Source organism: Plantactinospora sp. A48 (assembly GCF_055793945.1).
The window spans coordinates 28,910-45,726 of the sequence record NZ_JBTIXF010000039.1 but is presented as its reverse complement, the minus strand read 5'-3'; the positions used below and the strand labels follow the sequence as shown (position 1 = coordinate 45,726).

Genomic DNA, 16,817 nt, shown 5'->3' with positions numbered 1-16,817 from the left:
CGCACCGGAGGTGCCCGATGAGACCGTTCCGGGACCGCAATCCGGTCGTCGTCGGCGCCGTCGGGTTGACCGTGCTCGCCGCCGTACTGCTGGGTGCCTTCCGGCTCGACTGGTTCGCCTCGCTCACCGGCCGGACGTACCAGGCCGCCTTCCGGGACGCCAGCGGCCTGGCCCCGGGCAACGAGGTCCGGGTCGCCGGGGTCCGGGTCGGCAAGGTGACCGCCGTGGAACTCGCCCACGACCACCAGGCGTACGTCCGGGTGCGGTTCCGGCTCGACGACGACGGCGTACGGCTGGGCACCGAAACCGGCGCCACGATCCGGATCAAGACGGTGCTCGGGCAGAAGTACCTGGCGTTGGCCCCGGCCGGGCCGGGCCGGCTGCCCGAGGGTGGGCGGATCCCGCTGGAGCGCACCGCCTCGCCGTTCGACGTGGTGCAGGCGGTCAGCGGCCTGGCCGGCACCCTCGACCAGGTCGACACCCAGCAGCTCGCCACCGCCTTCGCCACGCTCACCCAGACCTTCGCCGACACCCCGGCCGACGTCCACTCCTCGCTGACCGGGTTGTCCCGGCTGTCCCGCAGCATCGCCGGACGCGACGCGGAGCTGCGCCAACTGCTCACCCGGGCCCGGAGCGTCACCGCCGTGCTGGCCGACCGGGACGAGGAGTTCCGCCGGCTGGTGGCCGACGGGAACGCGCTGCTGGCCGAGGTTTCCCGGCGCCGGGACGCCATCCACGACCTGCTGGTCGGCACCAACGAGCTCGCCGAGCAACTGTCCGGGTTGGTCGCTGACAACCGTGACCAGCTCCAACCGGCGCTGCGCCAGCTCCGCGACGTGGTCGCCATCCTGCAACGCAACCGGGACAACCTGGAGAAGACCGTTCAGCGGATGGCACCGTTCGTCACCGCCTTCGCCAACGTCGTCGGCAACGGCCGCTGGTTCGACTCCTACGTGAACGGGCTGGTGCAGCCGTTCGTGCCGACGACGGGAGGTCGCTGATGTCCCCCGATGGGAGGTCGTCGATGTCCGGGCCTCGACGGCGGTGGCAGCGCCGGACCGCCGCGCTCACCGTCCTGGCGCTCGCCGCGGTCGGCGGCGTGCTGGTCTGGCGGCACGGGACACCGCAGCGGCGGCTCGTCGCGTACTTCGACCGGGCGGTGGGGGTGTTCCCGGGCTCCGACGTGCGGATCCTCGGCGTGCGGGTCGGGACGGTGGCCTCGGTGACGCCGCAGGGCCGCACCGTGCGGGTGGCGATGCGCTACGACGCCTCGCTGCGCGTCCCCGCCGACGCGCAGGCGGTGATCATCCCGCCCAGCGTGGTGAGCGACCGGTACATCCAGCTCACCCCCGCCTGGTCCGGTGGCGCCGCCCTGCCGGACCGGGCGGAGCTGTCGACCGACCGCACCGTCGCCCCGATGGAGATCGACGACATCTACCGGTCGCTCGACGAGTTCAACCGGATGCTCGGGCCGGACGGCGCGAACGCCGACGGCGCGCTGTCCCGGCTGGTCGCCACCGGCCGGGCGAACCTGGACGGCAACGGCGAGAGCCTGCACGACGCCCTGGCCGGGTTGTCGACGGCGCTGACCACGCTGTCCGACGGCCGGCAGGACCTGTTCGGCTCGGTGGCCAACCTGCAACGGTTCACGACCGCACTGGCCCGCAGCGACCAGCAGGTGCGCGAGTTCAACCAGCAGTTGGCCGGCGTGGCCGAGCAGTTGGCCGGCGAGCGCGACGAACTGGCCGCGGCGCTGCGCAACCTCGCCACCGCGCTCGCGGACGTCACCTCGTTCATCCGGCAGAACCGCGCCCAGTTGCGCTCCAACGTGGCGGCCCTGGCGGACATCACCAGGGTGCTCGTCCGCCAGCAGCAGGCGGTGATCGACATCCTGGACGTGGCCCCGCTCGCGCTGTCCAACCTCAATCTCGGCTACAACCCCCGGTCGGGCACCCTGGACACCCGGGACAACCCGTTGGGCCCGTACGGCCCGGCGAGCTTCGTCTGCTCGCTGATGGTCGACCAGCTGCCGGCCGCGCAGGTGCCGGCCAGGTGTCTCCAACTCGCGCAGACCCTGAAGGCCCGTTCGCTGCCGCTGACCGACCAACTGCGCAAGCTGCTCAAGCTGCCGCCCGGCCCGTCGACGCCCGGCCCGACCGCACCGTCCGGACCGGCGGCACCGACCGCGCCGGCACCGTCCGGGGCGGGCAGCACCGGGACGACGGCACCGGACGGTGCCGCCGACACCATCGACCGCACCCTCGGCGGGATCCTGCGGGGTACGCCATGAGCCGGCGGATCACCCGCGCGTTGGCCGCTGCCATCGTCGTGGCGCTGTTGCCCGCCGGATGCGGTCTGCCGGACCTGGCCGAGCTTCCGCTGCCGGGGGGTGCGCCCACCGGCGACGGCTACTCGGTGACGGCCGAGTTCGGCGACGTGCTGGACCTGGTGCCACGGGCCGCCGTGAAGGTCGACGACGTCACGGTGGGCAGCGTCGAGAAGATCTCGCTGGCCGGCTGGACCGCCCGGGTCCGGCTGCGGGTCGACCGCACCGTGCGGCTGCCCGCCAACGCCACGGCCTCGGTCCGGCAGAGCAGCCTGCTGGGTGAGAAGTACGTCGCCCTGGCCGCCCCGCTGACCGAGTCGCCCCGGGGTGAGCTGTCCGACGGCGCCGTCATCCCGCTGTCCCGCACCACCCGGGGGGCCGAGGTGGAGGAGGTGCTCGCCGCCCTGGGGCTGCTGCTCAACGGCGGCGGGCTGGCCCAGCTCCGGACCATCAACCAGGAACTCGGCAAGGCCCTCGACGGCCGGGAACCGGCGGTCCGCGACGCCCTGCACCAGCTCGACGACTTCATCGGCGGCCTGGACCGGCAGAAGGCGGAGCTGGTCCGGGCGCTGGACGCGATGGACCGGCTGACCGGGCGGCTGGCGGCGCAGCGGCAGGTGCTCGGGGACGCCACCGACGCGCTCGCCCCGGGCCTGACCGTGCTGGCGCAGCAGCGCGCCCAGTTGACCGCCGCGCTGAAGGCGCTCGGTGAGCTGGGCCGGGTCGGCACCCGGGTGGTCGACCGCAGCCGCGACGACACGCTGGCCAGCGTCCGAGCCCTGCGGCCGATCCTGGACCAGTTGGTCCGGGCCGGTGACGACCTGCCGAAGTCGCTGGACTTCATGCTGACGTACCCGTTCCCGCCGAACGCCGACGGTGCGGTGGTCGGCGACTTCGTCAACCTCTCCGCCACCGCGGACCTGGACGCCGCCGCCATCCTGAGCAACCTGCTGGCCACGGCACCCGGCGGCACCGGATCCGCCACCGGGTCCGGCGGCCGACCCGGTGCGCCGGACCGGCATCCGGCCACCGGGACCAGCCCCAAGCCCGGCACCGGCGGCCTGCCGGCGCCGCTGCCCAGCCTCCCCGGCCTCAACTGCCTGCCCGACCTGCGATCGTTCCCGGACATCTGGAAGCCGCCGCCGGGCTGCGGGCTGCCGGCCGGGTGCGTCCTGCTCAAACCCGGTTCGGTCGTACCCATCGGCGGGCTGCTCCCGCCCGGTGGGATCGTGCCGCCCGGGACCGCCTTCCCGGCGGGTACGAAGCTGCCGCCCGGCACCGTCCTGTCGCCGCAGTGCCTGCTGCCGGTGACCGGCGCCGTGACCGGGGCGGCCGGCGGGCTGCTGGACCTGCTCACCGGGGGGCTGCAACCATGATCGGTCGCAGAGCGCGGCTTCAGGTGATCGCGTTCCTGGTGGTCAGCCTGCTCGGCGTCAGCTACGTCGGGTTCCGCTACGTCGGGCTCGGCGAGCGGTTCTTCGGCGGCGGCTACGTGGTCCACGTGGACCTGGCGCGGGCCGGCGGGATCTTCCCGAACGCCCCGGTCAGCTACCGGGGGGTGCCGGTCGGCCGGGTGACCTCGGTGACCCTGCACGGTGACGGGGCCCGCGCCGACCTCCGGCTGCCCGGAAAGGTACGGGTACCCACCGACCTGCGGGCCGTCGTGTCCCAACGTTCCGCCGTCGGTGAGCAGTACCTGGACCTGCGGCCGGACCGGGACGGTGGCCCGTACCTGACCGACGGGGCGGTCATCCCGCGCGACCACACCGGGGTGCCGCTGGCGCCGGAGGCGCTGCTGACCAACCTGGACGCCCTGGTCCGCTCGGTGAACCCCGAGGACCTGACCGTGCTCATCGACGAACTCGGCACCGCCTTCGAGGGCAACGAACGCGCGTTGGGGCGGCTCCTCGACGCGGGTGACGCGCTGCTCACCGACGCGGACGCGAACCTGCCCGAGACGCTGGCCCTGCTGCGGGACGGGCGGACCGTGCTGACCACCCAGGCGGAGTCGGCCGACGCCCTGCGCCGCTGGGCGGCGGCGCTGGCCCGGCTGTCCGACACGGTCCGGGCGGCCGATCCCGACCTGCGCCGGCTGCTCGCCGCCGGTCCGCCCGCCGGCGCCCAGGTGGTGGCGTTGCTGCGCGACCTGGAGCCGTCGATCGGTGTCCTGCTCGGCAACCTGATCACCGTGAACGGCATCGTCGCCCGGCGCCTGCCCGGCCTCGAACAGGCGCTGGTGGAGTACCCGATCGCCGTTGCCGGTGGTTTCACGGTCACCCCCGGCGACGGCACCGCCCACCTGGGTCTGGTCGTCAACCTGGGCGATCCGCCGTCCTGCGTCTACCACGGTGGGAGCACCGGCTGCGATGCCGGCGACCGGGCCCGGGGCTCCGGGGTACGCGGCGCCGGCAACGCGCCCCGGCCGGGCGGCACCGACCCCGGCCCACCGGCGGACGGCGGTGCGGCCGACACCGGCACGGCCCCGACGTACGACCCGGCGACCAGCCTGGTCCTCGGCTCGGACGGCCGGCCGATGCAGTTCGGCGGGACCGGCGGCCAGTACCAGCTCGCCGGGGACCAGTCGTGGAAACAACTGCTGCTCGCCGGGGTGACCCCGTGACGGGCAGGTCGAAGGAGGAGCGCATGCCGGCCCCGGAGGAACGCCCACTGAAGCTGGTCAAGGGGTTGTCGCCACCGGCCCGGGAGGTGCGGCTGCGGGCGTTGTCCCGCGGGCCGGCTCAGCACCGCCAGGCCGCGGGACAACGGTGGCCGGCCGGGGGCGTCACCCCGGCCGACGCCGTGGCGGCAGTGCTGGCCCGGCTCGCCGAGGAGCCGGCCGGGGGCGCTGGTGGGAACGCCCGCGCCACCACCGGAACGGGCCCGGTCGCGGTCCCGGGGGACGGGCCGGCCGACGACGCTGGAACCGACCCGACCGCCGGGGAGAACGCCGGACCGGCCGACTCGGGGATGTCCGGGGACGATGCCGGACCGGCCGGCTCCGGGGCGTCCGGGGACGATGCCGGACCGGCCGACGACGCTGGACCGGTCGGAGAGGACCCCGGACGGGCTGGGGACGCGGGGGCGTCCGGAGCTGTCGGGACGTCTGGAGCAGTCGGGGCGTCCGAAGACGCCGGGATGTCCGAAGATGCCGGCGCGTCCGAAGACGCCGGGACGTCCGAAGATGCCGGGGCGTCCGGAGACGGGCCGACGGCGGCGGGCTCCGGTGGATCCCCGGGGAACCGCCGGCTGCTGGTCGGCCTGCTCGTGGCCGCGCTGGTCGCGGCGCTCGCCGCCGCCGGCTGGTACGGCCACCGGTGGTACGCGGCCCGGGCGTTGGAGGGGGCGCACCGGGCCGCGGCCGCCGCGGCGAGGCAGGAAACCGTCAACTTCGTCTCGGTGAGCGCCGCCAGCGTCGACCGGGACCTGCAACGGATCGTCGCCGGGGCGACCGGTGACTTCCGGGACGAGTTCACCCGGGGCCAGTCGAAGGTCCGGGCCGCCGTGGTCGAGAACAAGGTCGACTCGCGCGGCACGGTGCTGCGCGCCGCACTGGTGTCCGGGGATCGCAACACGGCGGTGGTGCTGGTGGCGGTCGACGCCACGGTGAAGAACGTGACGGCGACCGACGGTCGGCTGTCGCACTACCGCGTGCAGGTGGATCTGTCCCGCGACCGTGATTCCGGCGCCTGGCTGGTGAACCGGCTTCAGTTCGTCGGCTGAGTCGAACCCTGGAGGATCGATGCACTATCTCGGGCTTCTCCCGCGTACCCCGCGACCGCGCCGAGTCGGACGGGTCCGGATGGTTCCGGCGCTGGCCGTCGTGACGGTGCTGGCCGCCGTGGTCGCCGGCGCCGCGTGGTACGGCATCCACCGGGCCGACGGGCGGGACCGGGCCGTCCGCCAGGCGGTGGCCGTGGCGCCCGCGGCGGCCAAGGCCATCTTCTCGTACGACTACCGTTCGTTCGACAGCAGTGTCGCCAATGGACGGACCTTCATCACCGGCGAATTCGCCGACGAGTACGCGCAGACCACGTCGGCGCTGAAGGACACGGCGACCAAGCAGCAGGCCGTGGTGCTGGCCGAGGTCTCCTCGACCGGTGTGGTGACCGCGAGCGGGGACCGGGTGGAACTGCTGGTGTACCTGAACCAGTACCGGCGCAACGTCAGCACGGCCGGCGAGAAGGTCGACCAGAACCGGGTGGTGTTGACGATGGTGCCCGTCGGTGGCGAGTGGAAGGTCGCCAGGGCCACGGCGATCTGACCCTGGCGACCAACGCGATCGTCGGCGAGCGCGGGATGGGGTCCGAGTGTCTTGCGCTAGTCGAGGGCGGTGCCGGGGGCGACGAAGACGATCTTGCCGTTGATCGGGGCGGTGGCGACTTCGGTGTGTACCTGCGCCAGTCCGGCCAGCGGTACCCGCCGGGTCGCGCCGAGGTGCAGTTTGCCGGCGTCAAGCAGGGTCACCAGCTGGGCGAGCTGTTCGGCGTCGGGGCGGAAGAAGAGGTTGACTCCCCGTACGCCACGGGCCTCGTCGGACCCGGCGGGCATCCACACGGTGGTGTTGACCAGCACGCCGCCGTCCCGGATCACGTCGGCCAGGGCGGCCATCTGCTCCGGGGCGATCGGGGCGAAGTTGAGCACGACGTCGACCGGCTCGGACAGCTCCGGGATCCCGGGGCCGTGGATCTCGTCGGCGCCGGCCGCCCTGGCCTGCCCGGAGCTGCGCGGGCCGGTCGTGGCGATCACGTACGCGCCGGCGTTCTTGGCCAGTTGCACCGCGTAGCCGCCGACGACGCCGCCCGCGCCGTTGATCAGCACCCGCTGGCCGGCGGTCAGCTTCGCATGGTCGAACAGCGCCTGCCACGCGGTGAGCCCGACCACCGGTAGTCCGGCGACGTCCACCAGCGGGACACTGGTGGGGGCTGCCGCAAGGATCCGGGCCGGGGCGATGACGTACTCGGCGGCTGCGCCGGTGCTGGTCAGCGGCAGGGCGCCGATCACCCGGTCACCGATGTCGAAGCCGGTCACGTCCTCGCCGAGCGCGTCGACCGTGCCCGCGATGTCGATGCCGGGGGTGTGCGGCAGCCGGATCGGGATGGAGTCCTGCATGACACCGGCGCGGATGTTGCCCTCGACCGGGTTGAAGGACGTCGCCGCCACCCGGATCCGGACCTCGCCGACGCCGGGGACCGGCTGGTCCACGTCTTCGTAGCGCAGGACCTCGGGGGTGCCGTACTCGTGGAAACGCACTGCCTTCATGACGAGCCTCTTCTTTCCAGAGCCATGTGCTTCGAAATCGAAGCACTGTCGAACAACAAGCTAGCACGCTTCGAATTCGAAGCACATGTGGTTCGGTGGGTGACAGTCGTCTCAGCCGGGCTTACCGCCGGTCGGCAGGACTCTCCTCGTCGCTCCCGGCGGCCAGAGCACGCGGCTCCGGGTGGTTGACGGAGCCGGGAACAGCCGCCCGCCGTGCCTCAGCCGGCCTGGTTGCGCCGGGCACGAGACTTGGCGGAGCGGGGCGGAGCGGCGCGCATGTGGTCGCGGACCCGACCCAGGACGGCACTGAGGGCGGCGACGTCGTCACCGGTCAGGGGCTCGAACAACAGGTGCCGGACCCGGTCGACATGCCCCGGGAGCACCTGGGCGACCAGGTCGCGGCCGACGTCGGTGACCGCCACCATGACACTGCGCTCGTCATCCGGCGACGGCGACCGGGTGATCAGGCCGCGTTTCTCCAGCAGGCCCGCCTGATAGGTCAGCCCGCTGCGGCTGTACACCACACCGTCGGCCAGGTCGGTCATCCGCAGCCTGCCCGCGGGCGCGTCGACGAGCCGGGCGAGGAGCTGAAACTGCACATAGCTGAGGTCGCCGTCAACGCGCAGGTGCTCGTCCACCGCGTACTGAAGAAGGCTGCCGACCTCCACCAGGGCGAAGTACGCACCAAGTTGCTCCGCGCTCAGGCCTGGCGCCGCTTCGCTCATCCCGCGATCGTACCTGCTTCGAATTCGAAGTTATTCACTGATACGACAGCGGCAGGTCGGCCCGCCGGTTGACCTTGAGTTTCCGGTATACCCGGGTGAGATGCTGCTCGACGGTGCTGACCGTGATGAACAGCTGGTCGGCGATCTGCCGGTTGGTGTACCCGAGGGCGGCGAGCGCGGCGACCCGTCCCTCGGCATCGCTCATCGTCGGCCGACCGGCCGCGGCCCGACCAGCGGCGCCGCCCGGCAGCGGGGCGCCGCACCGCGCGGCCAGCTCACGGGCCCGGCGCAGCAACGGCCGGGCCGGACCGAGCCGCCCCACCTCCCGGTACGCCACGGCCAGCTCGGCGAGCGCGCCGGCCAGTTCGAGCCGGTCGGCGCCCCGCTCCGCGAGGTCGACCGCCCGTTCCAGCAGGCTCGGCCGTTCCGCCGGTTGCCCGTCGGCCGCGAGAATCCGCAGCGCCGCCACGTCGGAACGCGGATCGGCCGGATCGGAGCGGCCGAGCTGTTCGGTGGCGAGGTCCCGGGCCGCCCGGTGATGGCCGAGTTCGGCGAGGCTGCGCGCGGCGTCGGTTCGCCACGGGAACAGCACCGGCCGGTCCATCCCCCACCGGGAGACGCACCGCCCGACCGACCGGAACTCGTCCAGCGCCGCGTGGTACCGCCCGGTGGCATGCTGATGCCGGCCCCGGGCCTGCTGGTAGAGCGGTCCGATCGGGGTGCGGAACATCGCCTCGGGCACCGGAATGCGCAGTCGCTCGGCGGACCGGTCGGTCCGGCCCCGGGCGACGTCGGCCCGGATCTGCACGCTCAGCGGCAGGCCGACCAGCACCCCCCAGCTACGCAGCGGGATGGCCTCCAGCGCGGAGCCCGCGTGCTCGTCCGCGCCGCGCAGGTCACCGTGCCGCAGCGCGATCTCGGCGCGCAGCGCGGTCAACAGTCCCCACCAGGCCGGCGCCCCCAGCTCGGCCGCCTCGGTGGCGAGCGCCGCGCAGCGCGCCGCGGCCAGCGTGAGTCGCCCGGCGCAGACACAGCCGACGATCGCGGCCAGCGTACGGGCGATGGTTCCGCCGTCCACCCGGGACTCCCGGAGGATCTGCTCGGCGGCGTCGAGGTCGGTCCCGGTCAGCGCGGCCCACAACATGGCCACGGCCTGGGCCGAGGGCTGCTCGGGGCCCGCGTCCGGCGCGACCCGCCCCGAGCGGGCCGTCCCGCCACCATGGTCCGGATAACCACAGGTCAGCCAGGGCGCCGCCAGCCGCACCCGGTGACCCGACGGCTGGCGCAGCGCTTCGGCCACCGCGTCGGCCCGGCCGAACCAGAGCAGCGAGTAGAGCGGCAGTTCGGCGGACGGCGCGGGTGGTGACGAGGGCAGCTCGGCGGCTCGGGCCGCCGCCTCGGCGGGGTCGATCCGCCACTGCGTCCGGACCAGCCGAGCCAGGGTGTCGACCCGCCGGACCGGATCGTCATCGTCGCGTACGGCGACTCGCAGGCAGCTCGCGGCCAGCGCCGTATCTCCCTGGGAGAGAGCCTGATCCGCCGCCGTCCGCAGCTCGACGATGGCCCATTCCCGCTCGTCCGGCTCGGTCGCGGTCCGCAGCAGGTGCTCGGCGACCGTACCGGCGGGAGCCCCGCAGCGGTGCAGCAGCCGGGCGGCGTGGGCGTGCAGCGCGGTCAGCGCCCCCGGCGGCATGGCCCGGCGGACGACCTCGGCCGCGGCCGGCGTGCGGAACCGCCCGTCCGTCAGCAGGCCACCCGCGACCAGCGCGGCGCGGGCCCCGGCGACCGCCTCGACCGGTTTGTCGATCAGCTCCGCGAGCAACGGATCGGTGGCGGCGTCACCGAGCACGGCCGAGGCGCGGGCCACCGCGAGCATCAGCGGGTCACAGCGGTACAGGCAGGATCGGAGGGCGTCCGCGAAGCCGGTCCCGATCACCACGTCCGGGCCCGTGCCCTGGTCGTCGATCAGGCCCCGGACCAGCAGCGGGTTGCCCCCCGAGGCGGAGTGGCAACCGGCGCCGAGGCGTTGGGCCCGGTGTGGGCCGAGCCGCGCGGCGAGCATCGCGCGTACCCCCGGAAGCGACAGCAACGGCAGGTGGATCCGGTGGCACCACGGCGGACCCGGCAGTTCGGCGTGAAAGAGCGGGGAGGCCACCTGCGGCTCGACCGACTCGGTGAGGGCCAGCAGCACCCGGGCCGTACGCAGCCGCCGGATCAGGAACAGCAGGCAGTGCAGCGAGGCCGGGTCGGCGTGCTGGATGTCGTCCACGACGATGACCAGCACCCCCGGGTCGGGCGGGATCAGGTCGAGCAGCGCCAGGCAGAGCTGGCGCAGCACCCGGGCGGATTCCGGGTCCACCTCGTGCGGGTCGAGGCAGGTCAGCCGCGTTTCGCCGAGCGGGCCGGTGACCCGGGTGGCCTGCTCGGCGGTCGGCGCGGCGCCCCCGAGAAGCTGTTCGAGCACCCCGAACCGCACCGCGCGTTCGGCTCGGGCGGCCGTCGCGGCCAGCACCCGGGCGCCCCGGGCGCCGGCCCTGGCGGCGAACGTGTGGACCAGCTCCGTCTTCCCGCTCGCTATCGGACCGGTCACCAGGGCCATCCGGCCGGCGCCCCCGGTCGCCTCGGCGAGCAGCCGATCGAGGTCGGCCAGCGCGGTGGCGCGCTCGAACATCACTTTCCGCTGTTCGACCATCCGCTCAGCGTGCTGGCCGGGCGGGCGGCGACTCAAGGGCCGTCGATGCCTCCGACGGCACTTCGTGACGTAGCGTCGCGTGATTGGCGGGAATCGGAGCCGGTCCTCGCGAGGTTCGCGAGCAGCCCCCCGACCGTGGCCAGGCCGGCCGGGCGTCGACCGCCGCCGGCCACGTACCCGTCGGGGCGCAGCAGCAGGAACCCGCTGCCGGCCTGGGCCGTGTGCTGGTGGGTGACCAGGTCCGGCCAGCGCGCGGCCAGGGCGGCGGCCGGGGCGTTCCAGGTGCCGGCCGAACCCCAGGTGAGCAGCCGCAGCCGGGTGCCGGTGTCCGGTCCGGGCGGCGGCACCCACCGGGGGGTACGCGCACCGACCGGCGTCCGCCGGTCGGTGGTGGGCGCCAGCAGACCCTCCGGGTAGCGGCTGCGCGAACCGGCGAGCATCGGCGCGAACACCCGGCGCAGCAGACCCGTCGCCTGGCATACCCGCCAGACCGCGTTGCGGACCACCGCCCGCGCCGGGCCGCCCATCGCCAGCCGGGCCAGCAGGCCGGTGGCCCGCACGGTCTCCCCTGCGGCGTGCCGCCGTTCGACGTGGTACGTGTCCAGCACCGAGGGTGCCAGCCGCCCGTTGATCACTCCGGCGAGTTTCCAGGCCAGGTTCCGGGCGTCCTCCAGGCCGAGGTTGAGGCCCTGCCCGCCGACCGCCGCGTGGGTGTGCGCGGCGTCGCCGACCAGGAAGCATCGTCCGGACCGGAAGGTCGCCGCGATCCGCTCCGAACTGCTGAACATCGACATCGCGGCCACGTCGACCAGGCGCAGCCCGCCCGGCCCGCGTTCGTCCATCAACCGCTGGGTGACCGCCAGGGTCGGCTCGGTGTCCGCCGGCACGGCACCACCCACCCGGACCAGGCCGTCCGGCAGCGGCGCCACGACGAGCGTGCCGGTACGCCCCAGGAAGTAGTGCACCTCGTCGCGGGCGAACCGGCCCTCGACCCGGCCCTCGGCGAGCAGGTACGTCGCCGGGATGCGCTCGCCGGAGTAGGCGATGCCGAGCCGCTCCCGGACCGCGCTGCGGACCCCGTCGGCCCCGATCAGCCAGTCGGCCTCGATCAACTCGACCCCGTCCGGTCCCTCGGCCCGCACCGTGACCCCGTCGTCGCCGGGCAGCACGTCGACCACCCGCACGCCGCGCTCGATCCGGCCGCCCCGGTCGGCGAGCGCGCCGGCGAGCAGCAACTCCGTCTCCACCTGCGGCAGGATCAGCGGCTGGTCGGCCGTTCCCAGCGGCGCGCGCAGGATCGCACCGCCGGGCATCTGGAAGTTCATCGCCCGCGCCCGGTAGCCGCGCCGTTCGGCCTCCGCCCCGATCCCGGCTTCCGCCAGCACCGCCATCGCGGGCGGCCAGAGCGCCACGGCCCGGGAGCCGGGCGCGGCCACGGGGGTGGCCTCCAGCACCCGGACCTCGACGCCGAGCTGGCGCAACAGGCACGCCGCGGCGAGGCCGGTCGGCCCCGCCCCCACGACCACCACCGACGTCCGTTCCGTCATGGTCTGCTCCCCTCTACTGTGGACAACCAACGCCGGATCGTCCGCGCCGTGGTGGTCGCGTGTTCCTCGATGAGCGTGAAGTGGTCACCCTCGGTTTCCAGGACGGCATGTGTCAGGTCCCAGGAGGACCGCCAGCCGTCGTCGCCATCCGGCCAGCCGGGCACCGGCCGGTTCGCCCGGACCAGCAGCGTCGGCGCGGCCACCGGCACCGGCCGCCACCCGTCGAGCAGAGCCAGATAGCCGCCCATCGCCGTCAACCGGGTGTCGTCGAGCGCGCCGAGTTCGTCGAGCCGGTCGACCATGCCCGACAGCAGCACGGCGCGCAGCGCTGCCGGCAGCCCGTCGGGGCGGTACACGTCCACCAGCACGAGCGCCTCGGGCGGGACGCCGGCCGCCGTCAACCCGCCCGCGACCGCCTGCGCCAGCAGGCCACCCGAGGAGTAGCCGGCCAACGCGTACGGCCGGCCGGCGGCACCGTCGCACACCGCCCGGACCAGGGTCGCCACCAGCGCGTCGAGGTTCTCCGCGAGCGGTTCGCCGGGCAGGTACCCGGGAATCGGCACGGCGGCCACCTCGCGATCGCCCGCGAAGCCGGTGGCGAACCGCGCGTACTGGTGTGGACCGGCGGTGGCGAGCACCGTGGGCAGGCAGAACAGTGCGGGCGCCGGGCCGGGACCGGTCAGCCGGACCGGCTCGGCCAGGCCGGCGGGCCCGGGGGCCGAGAAGGTCGGCCGGAACCGGGCCATCCGGGCGAGCAGCTCGGTGAACTCGTCACTCGCCCCCCGGTCGCGGGCGGTCCGGCACAGCTCGGCCAGCAGCCCCGCCGGCGACTCGACCGGCGCGGTGAGGGTGTCGGCCAGATGTTCGGCGAGGGCGTACGGGGTCGGCCGGTCCAGGATGATCCGGGTCGGCAACCGCGTACCGGTGGCCGCGCCGAGCCGGTGCCGCAACTGCACCGCCGTGACCGAGTCCATGCCGAGTTCGAGGAACCGCCGGTGCCCGTCGACGGTCTCGGGGCCCGGATGCCCGAGCACCGCGGCGACCTCGGCCCGGACCAGTTCGAGCAGCCCGGCCCGGTCCGGCCGGGACAGCCGGACGGCACCGACGGCCACCGGCCCGATCGAGGCCGGGACCCGCTCCGCCGGATCGGCCGGGACCGGGACACCGTCCGCCGCACCGACCGGGGCCGCAACGTCGTCCCGCTGGCCGGCCGGGGCCGGGGTGGTCGGCCGGGTCGCCGGGCCGCCGGCCCGGAGCCAGTAACGGCGACGCTGGAACGGGTACGTCGGCAGCTCGACCCGCCGCCCGTCGAGCACCTCGGACCAGCGCACCGGGACTCCCCGTACCCAGGCTTCGGCGAGGGAGGCGTGGAACCGGGCCAGATTCCCGGCCCCCCGGCGGAGGCTGCCCACGGTCAGCACCTCCACCCCGGCGGCCTCGGCGGTCTCCTCGATCGGCGCGACCAGCACGGGATGGGCGCTGACCTCGACGAAGGTGTGGAAACCGGCGTCGAGCAGGCCCCGCACCGCCGGTTCGAAGGCGACCGGCTGCCGGACGTTGCGGAACCAGTAGTCGGCCGTCAGCTCCGCGCCGGTCAACCGACCACCGGTCACGGTCGAGTAGATCGGTATCCGGCCCGCCTTCGGGCGGACGAAGGACAGCAGATCCAGCATCCGCTCCCGCAACGGCTCGACCAGCGGGCTGTGCGAGGCGACGCCAGCGGAGATGACCCGGGCCCGGACACCGTCGGCGACCAGCGCGGCGACCAGTTCCGTCACCGCATCCGGCTCCCCGACCACGGTCACCGCGGCCGGCCCGTTGACCCCCGCGATGCTCACCGCACCGTGCGGATTTCCGGCGCCACCCGCCGCACCGTCCGGGGTTCCGATGTTCGCCGCGTTGTCCGGGGTTCCGGCGAGCCGCCGGGCCAGTTCGGCGGCCGGCAGCGCCACCGAGGCCAGGGCCGCCCGGCCGGTCAACTCCCGGACGATGAACCGCGAGCGCAGCACCACCAGCCGGGCCGCGTCGGTCAGCGTGAGGGCGCCCGCGACACAGGCCGCCGCGACCTCGCCCTGGCTGTGCCCGACCACCGCGTCCGGCTCGATCCCGGACGCCCGCCACAGCTCGGCCAGCGCCACCATCACGGCGAAGAGCACCGGCTGCATCACGTCGACCCGGTCCAGCGACGGCGCACCCGCCGCGCCGCGCAGCACGTCGACGACGGACCAGTCCACGTACGGCTCGATCGCGGCGGCGCACTCCCGGAACCGGGCCGCGAACACGGGCGACTCGGCGAGCAGGTCGAGGGCCATCCCGGTCCACTGTGAACCGTGGCCGGGGAGGACGAAGACCGTGCCACCCGGGTCACGAGCCACGCCCAGCAGTACCGAGGCGGCGGCCTCGCCCCGGCTGAGCGCGTCGAGCCCGCGTCGGGAACCGTCCTCCAGCACCACCGCCCGGTGCCCGAAAGCCGTCCGGGTGGTGGCCAGGGACCACCCGACATCGACGTCGGACAGCTCCGGATGAGCGTCCAGGTGCGCCCGCAACCGGGCCGCCTGGTCGGCCACGGCCGGCGCGGTCACCGCCGAGAGCGGCAGCGGTACGGGACCGGTCGACCCGGCCCGTACCGCCGCCACCAACCCGCCGTCGGACCGGCCGGCATCGCCGGACACGGTGGAACCCTCGGGCGCGGCGGTGCCGTCGGGTCCGCTGGCGCCGCCGGACGTGGTGGCTGGTTCGGTGGCGTTCCCGGGCCCGGCAGCCGAGCCGGGCGTGCTGGCCGGCCCGGTGGCCTCCTCCAGGATGACGTGGGCGTTCGCACCGCTGATACCGAAGGCGGAGACACCGGCCCGGCGGGGCCGCCCGGTCTCCGGCCACGGCCGGGCCTCGGTCAGCAGCCGGACCGTGCCGGCCGTCCAGTCGACCTGCGGGGTCGGCGCGTCGATGTGCAACGTCCTCGGGAGCACCCCCGCGCGCATCGCCAGGACCATCTTGAGCACCCCGGCCAGCCCGGCGGCGGCCAGGGCATGACCGATGTTGGACTTGGCCGATCCCAGCCACAGCGGCCGGTCCGATGGGCGCCGCTGGCCGTACGCGCTGATCAGGGCCTGCGCCTCGATGGGATCGCCGAGCCTGGTCCCGGTGCCGTGCGCCTCCACCGCGTCCACCTCGGTGGGGTCGAGCCGGGCATCGGCGAGCGCTCGGGCGATGACGCGCTGCTGGGCGGGTCCGCTGGGTGCCGCGAGACCGTTGCTGGCCCCGTCGGAGTTCACCGCCGAGCCCCGGACCACGGCCAGCACCGGGTGCCCCTGACGCCGGGCGTCCGACAGGCGCTCGACCAGCAACACGGCGGCACCCTCCGACCAACCCGTCCCGTCCGCGGCGGCGGCGAAGGACCGGCAGCGACCATCCGCCGCGAACCCCCGGTGCCGGCTGAAATCCGCGTACGAGTCGGGCGTCGCCAGCACGGTCACCGCGCCCACCAGGGCCAGCGAGCACTCGTCCCGGCGCAACGCCTGGGTGGCCACGTGCAGCGCGGTGAGCGAGGAGGAGCACGCGGTGTCGAGGGTGACCGCCGGGCCGTCGAGGTCGAGGAAGTAGGCCAGCCGACCGGACAGCACGCTGCCGGCGGTCGCCGTCAGCCGGTGCGCGGCCATCTCGTCGCCCGCGCTGGCGGCCAGCGTGGCGTAGTCGTTCGTGGCGGATCCCGCATACACCCCGGTACGGCTGCCCCGCAGGCTGGTCGGATCGATACCGGCGCGCTCGATCGCCTCCCACGCGACCTCCAGCAACAACCGCTGCTGCGGATCCATCACCAGGGCCTCCCGGGGGGACACCCCGAAGAAGTCGGCGTCGAAGTCAGCCGCGTCGGCCAGGAAGCCGCCCTCCCGGACGTACGAGGTGCCGGGGTGGTCGGGATCGGGGTGGTAGATGGCCGCCAGGTCCCAACCCCGGTCGGTGGGGAACGGGCCGATCGCGTCCATGCCCGACTCGATGAGGCGCCAGAACTCCTCCGGTGATCTCACCCCGCCCGGGAACCGGCAGGCCATCCCGACGATGGCGATCGGCTCGTGCTGGCGTTCGTCGAGGTCCCGGGCCCGGCGGAGGCTGTCGTGCAATTCGACCGTCACCCGCTTCAGATACTCGCGTAGCTTCGCCTCGTCAGACATCCCTGTCCTCGTTCCTGCCGGCCGTGCCCAGCTCCGCGTCGATGAACGCGAAGATGTCCTGGTCGCTGGCGCCGTCAAGGCGTGCGGACAGGTCCGGTG

Annotated in this window: 10 protein-coding genes and 1 pseudogene; 6 read left to right on the top strand and 5 right to left on the bottom strand. The window is 74.4% G+C overall.

Annotation, left to right across the window (positions count from 1 at the left end; genetic code table 11):
- The first annotated feature begins 17 nt into the window (after positions 1 to 17).
- From ACXN5W_RS19790 to ACXN5W_RS19765, 6 genes are read left to right on the top strand one after another with little or no spacing between them, the layout of a single operon-like run.
- Positions 18 to 1,001: an MCE family protein gene (locus tag ACXN5W_RS19790; protein WP_473159817.1), complete on the top strand. Its 984-nt coding sequence runs from the start codon at positions 18 to 20 to the stop codon at positions 999 to 1,001.
- A 23-nt stretch (positions 1,002 to 1,024) separates the two neighbouring features.
- A complete protein-coding gene (locus tag ACXN5W_RS19785; RefSeq protein ID WP_473159816.1) occupies positions 1,025 to 2,290 on the top strand; it encodes an MCE family protein in 1,266 nt (421 codons plus the stop codon).
- On the top strand, positions 2,287 to 3,702 hold the full coding sequence (locus ACXN5W_RS19780; RefSeq protein ID WP_473159815.1) for an MCE family protein: 1,416 nt from the start codon (positions 2,287 to 2,289) through the stop codon (positions 3,700 to 3,702). The genes ACXN5W_RS19785 and ACXN5W_RS19780 overlap by 4 nt, the downstream gene beginning before the upstream one ends.
- Positions 3,699 to 4,946 carry an MCE family protein gene (locus ACXN5W_RS19775; RefSeq protein ID WP_473159814.1) on the top strand — a complete coding sequence of 416 codons (1,248 nt, stop codon included), beginning with the start codon at positions 3,699 to 3,701 and terminating at the stop codon, positions 4,944 to 4,946. The genes ACXN5W_RS19780 and ACXN5W_RS19775 overlap by 4 nt, the downstream gene beginning before the upstream one ends.
- Positions 4,947 to 4,969: 23 nt before the next feature.
- Complete coding sequence (locus ACXN5W_RS19770) at positions 4,970 to 6,046, top strand: hypothetical protein (RefSeq protein WP_473159813.1); 1,077 nt, start codon at positions 4,970 to 4,972, stop codon at positions 6,044 to 6,046.
- Between the two features lie 19 nt (positions 6,047 to 6,065).
- The gene (locus ACXN5W_RS19765; protein WP_473159812.1) at positions 6,066 to 6,587 is read left to right on the top strand and encodes a hypothetical protein; all 522 of its coding nucleotides are present in this window, start codon (positions 6,066 to 6,068) and stop codon (positions 6,585 to 6,587) included.
- A gap of 56 nt (positions 6,588 to 6,643) precedes the next feature.
- On the opposite strand, the gene ACXN5W_RS19760 is transcribed toward ACXN5W_RS19765, so the two are convergent.
- The 5 genes and pseudogenes from ACXN5W_RS19760 to ACXN5W_RS19740 all read right to left on the bottom strand — a co-directional run.
- Positions 6,644 to 7,585 (bottom strand): NADP-dependent oxidoreductase, encoded by a 942-nt coding sequence (locus ACXN5W_RS19760; protein ID WP_473159811.1) that lies wholly within the window; start codon positions 7,583 to 7,585, stop codon positions 6,644 to 6,646.
- A 218-nt stretch (positions 7,586 to 7,803) separates the two neighbouring features.
- Positions 7,804 to 8,310 (bottom strand): MarR family winged helix-turn-helix transcriptional regulator, encoded by a 507-nt coding sequence (locus ACXN5W_RS19755; protein ID WP_473159810.1) that lies wholly within the window; start codon positions 8,308 to 8,310, stop codon positions 7,804 to 7,806.
- A 34-nt stretch (positions 8,311 to 8,344) separates the two neighbouring features.
- Positions 8,345 to 11,002 carry a helix-turn-helix transcriptional regulator gene (locus tag ACXN5W_RS19750; protein WP_473159809.1) on the bottom strand — a complete coding sequence of 886 codons (2,658 nt, stop codon included), beginning with the start codon at positions 11,000 to 11,002 and terminating at the stop codon, positions 8,345 to 8,347.
- 32 nt (positions 11,003 to 11,034) lie between these two features.
- A complete protein-coding gene (locus ACXN5W_RS19745) occupies positions 11,035 to 12,549 on the bottom strand; it encodes an FAD-dependent oxidoreductase (protein WP_473159808.1) in 1,515 nt (504 codons plus the stop codon).
- 35 nt (positions 12,550 to 12,584) lie between these two features.
- Positions 12,585 to 16,718, bottom strand: a pseudogene (locus tag ACXN5W_RS19740) (type I polyketide synthase); the annotation flags it as partial.
- Between the last annotated feature and the right edge of the window lie 99 nt (positions 16,719 to 16,817).